The organism is Nonomuraea sp. NPDC049129 (genome assembly GCF_040648495.1).
Lineage (GTDB): Bacteria > Actinomycetota > Actinomycetes > Streptosporangiales > Streptosporangiaceae > Nonomuraea.
Genome location: NZ_JBEZDU010000013.1, coordinates 90,120 through 104,434, shown reverse-complemented (window position 1 = coordinate 104,434; position 14,315 = coordinate 90,120). Strand labels below are relative to the sequence as shown.

3 protein-coding genes are annotated in these 14,315 nt (G+C 72.8%); all 3 read left to right on the top strand.

All coding sequences use genetic code 11. The features are described from left to right. The first annotated feature begins 6 nt into the window (after window positions 1–6). From AB0B64_RS35225 to AB0B64_RS35215, 3 genes are read left to right on the top strand one after another with little or no spacing between them, the layout of a single operon-like run. Window positions 7–1,290: an activator-dependent family glycosyltransferase gene (locus AB0B64_RS35225; RefSeq protein WP_357951463.1), complete on the top strand. Its 1,284-nt coding sequence runs from the start codon at window positions 7–9 to the stop codon at window positions 1,288–1,290. A gap of 3 nt (window positions 1,291–1,293) precedes the next feature. Further along, window positions 1,294–7,731: an SDR family NAD(P)-dependent oxidoreductase gene (locus AB0B64_RS35220; protein WP_358182791.1), complete on the top strand. Its 6,438-nt coding sequence runs from the start codon at window positions 1,294–1,296 to the stop codon at window positions 7,729–7,731. Continuing rightward, complete coding sequence (locus tag AB0B64_RS35215; RefSeq protein WP_358182788.1) at window positions 7,721–14,293, top strand: SDR family NAD(P)-dependent oxidoreductase; 6,573 nt, start codon at window positions 7,721–7,723, stop codon at window positions 14,291–14,293. The genes AB0B64_RS35220 and AB0B64_RS35215 overlap by 11 nt, the downstream gene beginning before the upstream one ends. The last annotated feature ends 22 nt before the right edge of the window (window positions 14,294–14,315 follow it).

Here is a 14,315-nt window from a genome sequence, read left to right as displayed (position 1 = left end):
TTGTTCATGCGTGTTCTGTTCACTCAACACGCGGCAAACGCGCACCTCTTTCTCATGGTCCCCATCGCCTGGGCGATGAAAGCCGCGGGCCACGAAGTAATCGTCGCCGGCCAGCCGGACATCGTCGACGCCATTACCCGGACCGGCTTGACCGCTTTATCGGTCGGCGGAAAGTCCGACGTGGCCGAGCGACTGGCGGAAACACCACTTGACCGGCAGATATACGGCTCCGGATACGACATCGCGGAGGAGCGCCCCGAGGTGCTCACGTACGAGTACGTCCGCGACTGCCTGGACGCCTTCTGCTCCCCGATGGCCCTGGACTTCATCACCGACGAGTCCATGTACGCCGACCTGGTCGCCTTCTGCCGGAGCTGGCAGCCCGACCTGGTGGTCTGGGACTCCATCACCTTCCCGGGCCCCGTGGCCGCCCGGGCCTGCGGCGCGGCGCAGGTACGGACCACCTTCGGGCGCGATCACTGGGCGCGGATGCGCTCGCTGTTCCTCCGGCTGCGCGCGGAGCAACCGGACGATCCGCGTGAGGACCCCGTGGTCGAGTGGATCACGGCGAAGCTGGCCGCGTACGGCTGCGACTTCGACGAGGAGGTGATCCTCGGCCAGGCCACGGTCGACTCCATGCCGGCCTGGCTGCGCTTCCCCGGCGAGGACGACCACCTGCGCGTCCGTTTCATCCCCTACAACGGCCCCTCGACCATCCCGGCCTGGCTCAGAGAGCCGCCGTCCCGGCGACGCGTCTGCTTCACCCTAGGGGTGTCCGGCAGGGAGGTCTGGGGCGGGCGCGGCAGCGTCAAGGCCGCCGAGCTGTTCGAGGCCGTGGCCGACCTGGACGTCGAGGTGGTCGCCACCCTGAAGGAGAACCAGCTGGACGGCGCGAAGGTCCCGGCGAACGTCCGCATCGTGGACTTCGTCCCGCTCAACTCCCTGCTGCCCGGCTGCTCGGCCATCGTCCACCACGGCGGCACGGGGACCACCTGCACGGCCATCACCCATGGCGTGCCCCAGCTCATCGTCCCCGCCCAGCTCTACGACGAGACGGGCATGGCCCTTCAGATAGCCCAGCAGGGAGCGGGCCTGGTCATCGAGCCCGATCAGCTCTCGGCGCGGACACTGCGCGACGGGCTGGTGCGGCTGCTGGAGGACGAGGGGTTCCGGCGGAACGCGGTCCGGATCCAGCAGGACATGGCGAAGACGCCGACCCCCGCCGACAGCGTACGTGATCTAGAAGAGCTGGTCGCCCGTCACCAGGCGGCTTCCCCGACCCGGAGATGAGCCGTGGACAACGAGACCAGGCTGCTGGAATACCTCAGGCGGGCCACCGCCGACCTGCGGGAGACCCGCCGCCGGCTGCGGCAGGCCGAGGACAGGGACGCCGAGCCCATCGCGATCATCGGGATGAGCTGCCGCTTCCCCGGCGACGCGGGCTCGCCCGAGGAGCTGTGGCGGCTGCTGGTCGCCGGGACCGACGCGATCTCGCCGTTCCCCACCGACCGGGGCTGGGACGTCGACCTCTATGACCCGGATCCGGACAGTCCCGGCAAGAGCCTGACGAGTTCCGGCGGCTTCCTCCACGACGCGGCGCGGTTCGACCCGCACTTCTTCGGGATCAGCCCGCGAGAGGCCCTGGCGATGGATCCGCAGCAGCGGCTGCTGCTGGAGACCGCGTGGGAGGCGTTCGAAGGCGCGGGCATCGATCCGGCCTCGGCCCGGGGCAGCTCCACGGGCGTCTTCGCCGGAGTCATCTACCACGACTACGGCTCCAGGGTCCGCGCCGTGCCCGCCGACCTCGGCGGCTACATCGGCAACGGCAGCGACGGCAGCATCGCCTCCGGCCGGGTCTCCTACCTGATGGGCCTGGAGGGCCCGGCGATCACGGTGGACACGGCCTGCTCATCCTCCCTGGTGGCGCTGCACCTCGCGGCCCAGGCCCTGCGCCAGGACGAATGCGCCATGGCGCTGGCCGGCGGCGTCACGGTGATGTCGACCCCGAGCACGTTCGTGGAGTTCAGCAGGCAGCGCGGGCTGTCACCGGACGGCCGGTGCAAGGCGTTCTCGGCGGCCGCCGACGGGACGGGCTGGGGTGAGGGCGCGGGCATGCTCCTGCTGGAGCGCCTGTCGGACGCCACCCGCAACGGCCACCAGGTGCTGGCCGTGATCCGCGGCAGCGCGATCAACCAGGACGGCGCCAGCAGCGGGCTGACCGTGCCCAACGGTCCCTCCCAGCAGCGGGTGATCGCCCGGGCGCTGGCCGCCGCGGGCCTGACTCCCGCCGAGGTCGACGTGGTCGAGGCGCACGGCACCGGTACGACGCTGGGCGACCCCATCGAGGCGCGCGCCCTGTTCGCCGCCTACGGTCAGGGCCGCCCGGCGGACAGACCCCTCTACCTGGGCTCGATCAAGTCGAACATCGGCCACACCCAGGCCGCCGCCGGCGTGGCCGGGGTGATCAAGATGGTGCTCGCGATGCGGCACGGCACCCTGCCCAAGACCCTGTACGCCGACGAGCCCTCGCCGAACGTGGACTGGTCGTCCGGAAGCATCGCCCTGCTCACCGAGAACGTCCCCTGGGACACGGCGGAGGACACCCCGCGCCGCGCGGCCATCTCCTCGTTCGGCGTCAGCGGCACCAACGCGCACGTCATCATCGAGGAACACCCGCACGCCGAGGCCCCCCGCGACGAGACGGCCACCCCTGTGGTGCCCTGGGTGGTCACGGCCAAGAGCGAGCAGGCGCTACGGGCCCAGGCCGGGCGACTGGCCGCCCGCGTCGAGCAGGACCCCGGGCTGTCGCCGGTCGACGTCGGCCACTCCCTGGTCAGCTCGCGCGCCGCCCTCCCGTACCGCGCGGCGGTGATCGGCGACGACCGTGACACCCTCCTTGCGGCCCTGCGCGCCGTCGCGGACGCGGTCCCCGACCCGAACGTCGTGTACGGCACGGCGACCGCCTCGCCCCGAGTGGCCTTCGTCTTCCCCGGCCAGGCCGTCCTGTCGAAGGACATGATCCTCGGACTCCTCGACGCCGCGCCGCCGTTCGCCGCCCGCATGGCGGAGTGCGCGGACGCGCTCGAGAAGTTCGTGGACTGGAAGCTGATGGACGTGCTGCGCGGCGAGTCGCCCGCGTGGCCACTCGACCGGATGGACGTGATCCAGCCCGCGGCATGGGCGGTCATGGTCTCGCTGGCGCACCTGTGGCGCTCCTACGGCGTCGAACCCGAGGCCGTCGTGGGGCATTCCCAGGGCGAGATCGCCGCCGCCTGCGTGGCGGGAGCGCTGTCCCTCGAAGACGCGGCCAAGGTGGTGGCCCTCCGCAGCCGGGCCATCACCGAAGACCTGTCCGGCCGCGGCGGCATGCTGGCCGTCTCGCTCCCGCCCGCCGAGGCGCTCGACCGGCTCGCCCCCTGGGCGGACCGTCTGTCGATAGCGGCGGTGAACAGCCCGACCGCGGTCGTGGTCGCCGGCGACTCGGCGGCACTCGACGAACTGCTCGAGCTCCTGAAGGCCGAGGACGTCAGAGCCAAGATGATCCCGGTCGACTATCCCTCACACACGGCCTACGCCGAGCCGCTGCGCGACCGGCTGCTGGCCGACCTGGCCGGGATCGTGCCCTGGACGGCCGAAGTGGCGTTCTGCTCCACGGTGACCGGCGAGCCGCTCGACACCGAGGAACTCGACGCCGCCTACTGGTACACCAACCTGCGCCGCCCGGTGCGCTTCGAGCAGGCGGTCCAGAGCCTGGTCCAGCAGGGCTACGGAATGTTCGTCGAGGTCAGCCCGCACCCGACGCTGACCGCCGCGGTCCAGGAGACGGCCGAGGCCGCGGGCGCCGGCGTGGTGGCCATCGGCTCGCTGCGCCGCGACGAGGACGCGGCGGCCAGGTTCGTCACCTCGGTCGCGGAGTCCTGCGCGCACGGCGCGCCGGTCGACTGGACACCGCTGTTCGCCTCGGCCGACGCCCGCAAGGTGGACCTGCCCACGTACGCCTTCCAGCGCGAACGCTATTGGCTGGAGGCCGGCGACTCGGCCGACGTCGAGCAGGCGGGCCTGACCGCGGCCGACCACCCCTTCCTCGGCGGGGCGCTGTCCCTGGCCGACTCAGACGAGGTCGTCCTCACCGGGCGGCTGTCGCTGCGCTCGCACCCCTGGCTGGCCGGACACACGGTGTCCGGCACGGTCCTGTTCCCCGGAGCGGCCTTCGCCGAGCTGGCCGTCAGCGCGGGCCGCCAGGTCGGCTGCGCCCTGCTGGAGGAACTGGTCCTGGAGGCGCCGCTGGCACTGCCCGCGCAGGCCGCCGTGGTGGTGCAGGTACGGATCGACGCGCCGGACGAGACCGGGCGACGGCCGCTGACGCTGCACGCGCGCCCCGAGGACGACACGGACTGGACCCGGCACGCGTCCGGCGTCGTGTCGGCCGCCCGTCCCACGGCGGACTTCGACCTGTCCGCCTGGCCGCCGCCGGGCGCCGAGGCCGTCGACGTGACCGAGGTCTACGACCGCCTCGCCGAGCGCGCTCTGGACTACGACGGGCCGTTCCGCGGGCTCCAGGCCGCGTGGCGGCTCGGGGACGAGGTGTTCGCCGAGGTCACCCTGCCACAGCGGGAGACGGGGGGCTTCGGCCTGCATCCCGCCCTGCTCGACGCCGCGCTGCACGCGGAGTCGCTGCTTGACGGCGCCGCCGCAGGGGTGAGCCTGCCGTTCACCTGGTCCGGCCTGTCGCTGTACGCGGAAGGCGCGTCCACGTTGCGGGTCCGCCTGACCCCGTCGGGTCCGGACGAGATCTCGCTGCGGCTGGCGGACCCCTCGGGAGCTCCGGTGGCCGCGGTGGAGTCGCTGCTGTCCCGGCCGCTCGCGTCGTCGGCGCCGGATCCGCGCCGCGAGTCGCTGTTCCGCGTCGGCTGGATCGCCTCGCCGTACACCGGCGACCCGACGCCGACGCTCTCGCCGAGCCGCTGCGCCGTGGTGGACGCGAGCGGGCTGGGTTCTGGGCTCGCCGCTGCCCTGGGCGCCCCCGTCTATCCCGATCTGGCCTCCTTGCCGTCGGCTCCCGAGCTGGTGTTCGTCACCTTCTCGGGCGGCGGAGACGTGCGGGAGGCGATCCATCGGGCCCTGGCCACCGTACGGTCCTGGCTGGCCGACGACCGGTTCGAGGAGTCCACGTTCGCCCTGGTCACCAGGGGAGCGGTCGCCCTGGACGGCGAGGACGTGACCGACCTGGCCGCCGCCGCGGTGCTCGGCCTGATGCGCTCCGCGCAGTCGGAGCACCCCGGCCGGTTCGTGACGCTGGACCTCGACGACTCCGAGGTGCCGTTGCCCGCCGTGCTCGCCGCGCTCGCCGAGCCGCAGCTGGCCGTACGCGGGGGAGCGGTATGGGTGCCCAGGCTGGCGCGCGCCACGACCGGCGAGGCGCTGCTGCCACCCTTGGGCGGCGAGCCGTGGCGGCTCGAAGCCACCGGCGCGGGCACGCTGGACGGCCTGGCGCTGGTCCCGTGCCCGGAGGCGGCCCGCCCGCTGGGGCCGGGCGAGGTACGGCTGTCGATACGGGCGGCCGGGATGAACTTCCGCGACGTCGTCGTGGCGCTGGGCATGGTCCCGGAGCGCGACGTCCCGATCGGCGGCGAGGTCGCCGGTGTGGTGCTGGAGGTGGGCTCGGCCGTGACCGATCTGGCGCCCGGTGATCGGGTGCTGGGGCTGCTCGATGGCGCGTACGGTCCCGTGGGAGTGACCGATCGGCGGTTGCTGGCTCCGATGCCCGCCGGTTGGTCGTTCGCGGAGGCCGCGTCGGTGCCGGCGGCGTTCCTGACGGCGTTCTACGGCCTGGTGGACGTGGCCGGTGTGCGGGCCGGTGATCGGGTGCTGGTGCACGCGGCCGCCGGTGGGGTCGGGATGGCCGCCGTACAGGTGGCTCGCTGGCTGGGCGCGGAGGTGTTCGGTACGGCGAGCCCCGGCAAGTGGGCGTCGCTGCCGCTGGACGATGACCATGTGGCCTCGTCGCGGACGCTGGAGTTCGCGGAGAAGTTCGGCCAGGTGGACGTGGTGCTCAACTCGCTGGCCGGGGAGTTCATCGACGCCTCGCTCGGCATGCTGCCGGTCGGTGGCCGGTTCGTGGAGATGGGCAAGACCGACATCCGGGACACGGAGACGATCGCCCCCGGAGTCCGTTACACCGCCTTCGACCTGATCGACACGGGGCCGGACCGTCTGGGCGAGATGCTGGCCGAGGTCCTGGGCCTGTTCGAGGAGGGCGTGTTCCAGCGGTCGCCCATCCAGGTGTGGGACGTGCGGCGGGCGCGGGAGGCGTTCCGGTTCATGTCGCAGGCCCGGCATGTCGGGAAGGTCGTACTCACGCTGCCGGTCCCGTTCGACCGGGACGGCACCGTGCTGGTGACCGGAGGCACCGGGATGATCGGCGGGCTGGTGGCCCGGCACCTGGTGGCCGAGCACGGCGTACGCGATCTGGTGCTCGTGGGACGCAGAGGCATCGAGGCCCCCGGCGCGGAGGAACTGCGCGCCGAGCTCGCGGCCTCGGGGGCGCGGGCCGAGATCGTGGCGTGCGACGTCGCCGACCGTACGGCGCTGGCCGGGCTCCTGGACCGTCTGCGCGCGGAACACCGGCTGTCGGCCGTGGTGCACGCGGCCGGGGCGCTGGACGACGGAATGGTGGAGTCGCTCACGGCTGAGCAGGTCGACGCGGTGGTGGGCGCCAAGGCGGAGGCGGCCTGGCAGCTGCACCAGCTGACCGAGGGCCTGGATCTGTCGGCGTTCGTGCTGTTCTCCTCGGCGGCGGGCGTACTGGGCGAGGCCGGGCAGGGCAACTACGCTGCGGCGAACGCGTTCCTGGACGCGCTGGCGGCCCACCGGCGGGCGCACGGCCTCGCCGCGATGTCGCTGGCCTGGGGCTTCTGGGAGCAACGCAGCGGCATGACCGCGCACCTCGACGACACCGCCATGAGCGGCATGGCACGGTCCGGCTTCGTCCAGATCCCCTCCGCCGACGGGCTGGCGTTGTTCGACGCGGCCCGGACGGTGGACGAGCCCGTGCTGCTGCCGATCCGGCTGGACCTCGCCGCGCTGCGGTCGAGCGCCACCCCGCCGCCGGCGCTGCTGCGCGGCCTGGTCCGCGACCAGACTCGCGCCCACGTACGGCGGGCCGCCCAGCCCGGCGTCTCGACACTCAAGCACCGGCTCGACGGCCTGCCCGAGGAGGAACGCAAGGCCGAGCTCGTGCGGCTCGTCCGCGCCGAGGCGGCCGGCGTGCTCGGGCACCCGAGCCCCGACTCGGTGCTACCCGACCGGGCCTTCAAGGAGCTGGGCTTCGACTCGCTGACCGGCGTCGAGCTGCGCAACCGGCTCAGCGCCGCCACCGGCCTGCGCCTGCCCAGCACGCTCGTCTTCGACCACCCCACGCCGAACGCCCTCGCGGACCGGGTGGGAGAGGCGTTCCGCCCGGCCGTCCAGGACTCCGCCGCCGCCGTACTGGCCGAGGTCGACCGGCTGGAAGCCGCACTCGCCACGGTGGCGGCGACCGACGACCGGCCGGCGATCACCGCCCGGCTGCGGTCACTGGTCCGCAAATGGAACGACCTGCAGGGCGAGGCGCCCGAGTCCGAACAGGACGGCTCCGAGCAGTACGAGTCGGCCACGGACGACGAGCTCTTCACAATCCTCGACAACGCGCTTGGCTCCTCGCGACGGAGGTCTGAGTCTGATGGCGAATGACGGCAAGCTCCGCGAATACCTGAGGCTGGCGACCGCCGAACTCCAGTCGGTCCATCGCCGGATGGACGAGATGGAGGCCCGGCGGCACGAGCCCATCGCGATCGTGGCCATGAGCTGCCGCCTGCCCGGCGGAGTGAACGATGCCGAACAGCTCTGGCGCCTGGTCGCCGAAGGCCGGGACGCGATGTCGGAGTTCCCCGCCGACCGCAGCTGGGACCTGGAGCGGCTCTACGACCCCGATCCCGAGCGCGCCGGTACGTGCTATGTCCGCACGGGCGGCTTCCTGACGGACGCGGGTGACTTCGACGCGGGCTTCTTCGGGATGAGCCCGCGAGAGGCGCTGGCCACGGATCCGCAGCAGCGGCTCCTGCTGGAGACCTCATGGGAGCTGCTCGAACAGGCCGGCCTCGACCCCGCGACGCTGCGGGGCAGCGAGACGGGCGTCTTCGTCGGCGCCGCCTCCACCGGCTACGGCGTCGGCCCGGCCGGATTCCCCGACGGGGTCGAGGGCCATCTGCTGACCGGCGGCTCCACGGCCGTGATGTCCGGCCGCATCGCCTATGTCCTGGGGCTGGAGGGTCCGGCCGTCACCTTGGACACGGCGTGCTCGTCGTCCCTGGTCGCACTCCACCTGGCCTGCGAGTCGCTGCGCAGGGGCGAGTGCGCCCTGGCCATCAGCGGTGGCGCCACCATCATCTTCACGCCGGAGATCTTCGTCGAGTTCAGCAGGCAGCGGGGTCTGGCGCCGGACGGGCGCTGCAAGGCGTTCGCGGAGGCGGCGGACGGTACGGCGTTCGCCGAAGGCGTGGGTCTGCTGCTGCTGGAGCGGTTGTCGGACGCGCGCCGCAACGGTCATCGGGTGCTGGCGGTGGTGCGGGGGAGCGCGGTCAATCAGGACGGTGCGAGCAACGGGCTCACCGCGCCGAACGGGCCGTCCCAGCAGCGGGTGATCCGCCAGGCGCTGGTCGACGCCGAGCTGTCTCCCGCCGACGTGGACGCCGTCGAAGCCCACGGCACCGGTACGACCCTGGGCGATCCGATCGAGGCGCAGGCGCTGCTGGCCACGTACGGCAAGGACCGGCCGCAGGATCGGCCGCTGTGGCTGGGCACCGTCAAGTCCAACATCGGGCACACCCAGGCCGCCGCCGGCGTCGCCGGTGTGATCAAGATGGTCATGGCGATGCGGCACGGCGTACTGCCCAGAACCCTGCACATCGACACCCCCTCCTCGCACGTGGACTGGTCGGCCGGGAACGTCCGGCTGCTGACCGAGCCGATCCCCTGGCCCGGTGGCGAACGCCCGCGCCGGGCGGGCGTGTCGTCGTTCGGCATCAGCGGGACCAACGCCCATGTCGTCCTGGAAGCGGTCGAGACCGAACACGAAGAGCCGACGGCCCTGGCTTTGCCGGCCTTGCCGCTGCCGATCTCCGGGAGGAGCGCGGCCGGGTTGCGCGCTCAGGCGGAGCGGCTGAGGTCCTACCTGGAGGAGCGGGAAGACGCTTCTCTGCCGGACGTGGCCTACTCGCTGGCGACGGCACGGGCGGCTCTGGAACATCGTGCCGTGGTGACCGCCTCGGACCGCGCCGGGCTGCTGGCGGGTCTGTCGCAGGTGGCCGACGGCGTGGTGAGCGGCGGGAAGCTGGCGTTCCTGTTCACTGGACAGGGGAGCCAGCGGGTGGGGATGGGGCGCGAGCTGGTGGCGGCCTATCCGGTGTTCGCCGAGCACCTGGCGGCGGTGTGCGCGCGGCTGGATCCGCTGCTGGAGCGTCCGCTGACGGAGGTGATGTGGGAGCGGCCGGAACTGCTGGACCAGACGGGGTACACCCAGGCCGCCTTGTTCGCGGTGGAGGTGGCGCTCTATCGGCTGGTCGAGTCGTGGGGCGTCGTTCCCGACTTCCTGCTCGGGCACTCGATCGGGGAGGTGGCGGCCGCGCACGCGGCGGGGGTGCTGTCGCTGGATGACGCGTGCGCGCTCGTGGCGGCCCGGGGCAGGCTGATGCAGGCGTTGCCGACCGGCGGGGCGATGGTCGCGGTCCAGGCCGGAGAAGAGGAGACCAGGCGGATTCTCGCCGAGGCCGGCGAAGAGGACGCCGGGCAGGTTCTTGCGGGCGCCGGTGGAGTGGTGATCGCGGCGGTCAACGGGCCCGCCTCGGTGGTCCTGTCCGGTGACGAGGAGGCGGTGCTGCGGGTCGCGGGCCGGTTCGCCAAGTCCCGCCGGTTGCCGGTCAGTCACGCCTTCCACTCGCCCCGGATGGAGCCGATGCTGGCCGCCTTCCGCGAGGTGACCGAGGGCCTGTCGTACGGGAGCGCGTCGGTCCCGGTCGTGTCGAACGTGACCGGTGCGCCGGTGCGGGAGTTCACGGCCGAGTACTGGGTGCGCCATGTCCGCGAAGCGGTGCGGTTCGCCGACGGCGTCGCCTTTCTCCATGGCCAGGACGTACGGACCTTCGTCGAGTTGGGCCCCGACGGGGTGCTGTCGGGGATGGGTCAGGAGTGTGTGCCCGAGCCCCAGGACGGGCGCGGCCCGGTGTTCGTACCGGCGCTGCGTCGCGGCAGAGACGAGGCCGAGCAGGTGGTGACGGCGGTCGGGCAGGCGCACGCCGGTGGCGCGGCGGTGGACTGGGAACGGTTCTTCGCCGGGACCGGCGCCCGCCGGGTGGACCTGCCCACGTACGCCTTCCAGCACCGGCGCTACTGGCTGAACCCCGCGCAGTCGAGCGGTGACCCCTCGTCCATCGGGCTGGACGCCCCGGACCATCCGCTGCTGGGCGCCGGGGTCGAGCTGCCCGACTCGGGCGGATTCCTGTTCACCGCCCGGCTCTCCCTCGCCTCGCACCCCTGGCTCGCCGATCACGTGGTCGGCGAGGCCGCCGTGTTCCCCGGCACCGGCCTGGTGGAACTCGCCATCAGGGCGGCCGACCAGGTCGGCTGCGGGAAGGTCGAGGAGCTGACCTTGGAGCGGCCGCTACTCGTTCCGGGACACGGCAGCGTCCGGCTGCAGATCGTGGTGAGCGACCCGGACGACTCGGGCACCCGGACCATCACGATCTACTCACAGACCGACGACGCCCCATGGGACAGACACGCCACCGGCGCCCTCGCCCCGGCCTCCTCGGGTTCCCCGGGCTCGAACACCTCGGACATTTCGGACACCTCGGGTTCGGGCTCGGGCTCCATGAGCTCCCCGGCCTCCCCGATCTCGGGGTCCCTAGGCTCCTCGGGCTTCCCCGCCGCCGCGTTCGAGGCGAGTTCGTGGCCGCCGGCCGATGCCCAGCAGGTCGAGGTGGACGGGCTCTACGAGCGGCTCGCCGATCTGGGGCTTCCCTACGGGCCGACCTTCCGTGGGCTGCGGGCTGCCTGGACCCGTGGCGAGGAGGTCTTCGCCGAGATCGAGCTGCCCGAGCAGGCGGCGGCGGACGCGGCCCGTTTCGGTCTGCATCCCGCACTCCTCGACGCCGCGCTCCACGCCTTCGGGTTCAGCCCCGCCTCGGCCGAGCACACCGCGTTGCCGTTCACGTGGGCCGACGTGGAACTGCACGCCGCCGGGGCGTCCAGCCTGCGCGTACGGGTGACCCCGATGGGAGAGGACTCCTTCCGACTGGAGGCGGCCGACCCGCTCGGTCAGCCGGTGGTGTCGATCGGCTCGCTGGTCCTGCGCCAGATCACCCTCGACACGCTCTCCGGTCCACGGCCCGGCGCGGAACGCTCGCTGTACCGCCTGGACTGGACGCCGATCCCGGCCGAGCCGGTGTCCCTGGCGCGGTGCTGGACCATCGGCGGCGATGAGATCGTCGGCGCCGAGGCGTACGACGACCTGGCCGCGCTGCTCCGGGCCATCGACTCGGGAGAGGACCCGCCCGAGCTGGTCATCGTGAACCCCGATGTCACGAACCGGGCCGACGCCACCGCCACCGCCGCGACCGACGCCGCTACGGTCGATGCCACGGCCGCAGCGGTCCGCTTGGCGGTTCACCGTGCGCTCGACCTGGTGCGGACCTGGATCGCCGACCCGCGCCTCGCCGATTCGCGGCTTCTCTTCGTGACCAGGAAGGCGATGGCCCCCGACAGCGGGCGTGACCTCGCGGGCGCCGCGGTGTGGGGCCTGGTCCGGTCCGCGCAGGCCGAGAACCCCGGCCAGTTCGTCCTCCTGGACCTCGACGACCGCAACGACCGGAACAACCGCAACGATCGCGACGACCTCAGCGACCACGCCGCCGCCGGTCTGATTGCCGCCGCGGCCTTCAGTGGCGAGCCGCAGCTCGTCCTGCGAGAGGGCAACCTGCTCGCGGCCCGGCTCACCCCCGCGCCCGACCCCGGCCTCACACCGCCGGCGGACGGCGCCGCGTGGCGGCTGGACAGCCGGGCCAAGGGCACGCTGGACGGCCTGGCCTTCGTCGACGCGCCCGAGGCCGTCGCGCCCTTGCGGCCGGGAGAGATCAGGATCGCCGTACGTGCGGCCGGCATGAACTTCCGCGACGTCCTCAACGCCCTCGGCATGTACCCGGGCGAGAGCGGCGCGATGGGGCTGGAGGGCGCCGGTGTGGTCGTCGAGGTCGGCTCCGGCGTCACCGGGTTCGCTCCCGGAGACAAGGTGTTCGGGCTGTTCGACGGCGGCGCCTTCGGCCCGCTGATGGTCACGGATCACCGGCAGGCGGCGCCGATGCCCGCCGGGTGGTCGTTCGCGGAGGCGGCGTCGGTGCCGGTGGCGTTCCTGACCGCCTACTACGGCCTGGTCGATATGGCCGGCCTCCAAGCAGGGGACCGGGTGCTGGTGCACGCGGCCGCCGGTGGGGTCGGCATGGCGGCGGTACAGCTCGCCCGCTGGCTGGGCGCGGAGGTGTTCGGTACGGCCAGTCCCGGCAAGTGGCCGTCGACGACCCTGGACGACGCGCATGTGGCCTCCTCGCGGACACTGGAGTTCGCGGAGAAGTTCGGCCAGGTCGATGTGGTGCTCAACTCGCTGGCCGGGGAGTTCATCGACGCCTCCCTGGGCATGCTGTCCGCGGGTGGCCGGTTCGTGGAGATGGGCAAGACCGACATCCGGGACAAGGAGCCGATCGCGCCCGGCGTCCGCTACACGCCGTTCGACCTCGTCGAGGCCGGTCCCGAGCGGATCGGTCACATGCTGCGCGAGATTCTGCGCCTGTTCGAGCAGGGTGAGATCCAGCCGCTCCCCATGAGGGCCTGGGACCTCCGGCGTGCCCCCGAGGCCTTCCGGTACATGTCGCAGGCCCGGCATATCGGGAAGGTCGTGCTGACGGTCCCGGCGCCCCTCGATCCTGAGGGGACCGTGCTGGTGACCGGTGGCACCGGCGCGCTCGGCAGGCTAGTCGCCCGCCATCTCGTCGCCCGCCACGGCGTACGCGATCTGCTGCTGACCAGCCGTCGCGGCGCCGCCGTCGAGGGTGCCGAGAAGCTCCGCGCCGAGCTCGCGGAGCTCGGCACGCGGGTCGAGATCGCGGCCTGCGACGTCGCCGACCGCCACGCGCTCGCGGAACTGCTCGCGGGCCGTCCGCTCACGGCCGTGGTGCACGCCGCGGGTGTCCTGGACGACGGACCGATCACCGCGCTCTCTCCCGAGCGGATGGACGGTGTGCTGCGGCCCAAGGCGGACGCGGCGCTCAACCTGCACGAGCTGACGCACGACCTCGACCTGTCGGCCTTCGTCATGTTCTCCTCGGCCGCCGGGACGATGGGCAGCGCGGGACAGGGCAACTACGCGGCCGCCAACGCGTTCCTGGACGCGCTGGCCCACCGGCGGCGGACGCAGGGGCTCCCGGCGACCTCGCTGGCCTGGGGTCCGTGGACAGGCGGCGGAGGCATGCTCGACACCCTCGCCGAGGCGGAGGTCGCCCGGATGGCTCGCGAGGGTATCGTCCCGTTCACCCCGGAGACGGGCCTGGCGCTGTTCGACACCGCCCTGCTCCGGCCCGAGGCGGCCCTGGTGCCGATTCGCCTGGACGTCAAGGCGCTGAGCGCGCGCGGCGACTCCCTGCCGCCGATGCTCAGCGAGCTGGTACGAGCCCGCCCACGCCGCGCCGCCTCCGCGGAGCGCGGCTCCGGCGCCGGTCTGCAGGCCAGACTGGCCGGGCTTCCGGAACCGGAGCGGCGGCGGATCCTGCTCGACCTGGTGCTCGACCAGGTCACCGCCGTGCTCGGGCACGCCTCCGCCGAAGAGGTGGACCCGCACCGGCCGTTCGACGAGCTGGGGTTCGACTCGCTGACCGCGGTCGAGCTGCGCAACCGGCTGAACGCCGCCGTCGATCGGCGGCTGCCGTCGACACTGGCGTTCGACCACGCCTCGCCGATCGCGCTGGCGGAGTACCTGCTCACGGAGATAGCGCCCGACGACCGGCCCACGGGCGAGCGGGCGCTGGAGGAACTCGACCGGCTGGGACGCCTGCTCGGCGCGCTCACGCCCGACGAGGAGACACGGTCGACGGTCACCGCCCGGCTGCGCGGACTGCTGGCGCAATGGCGCGGCGAACAGGCGGACACCGGCCAGACCGTGGAGTCGGCGAGCGCCGACGAGCTGTTCGCGTTGATCGACAAGGGGCTCTGAAACTTCCGGAAGGTGACGTGAC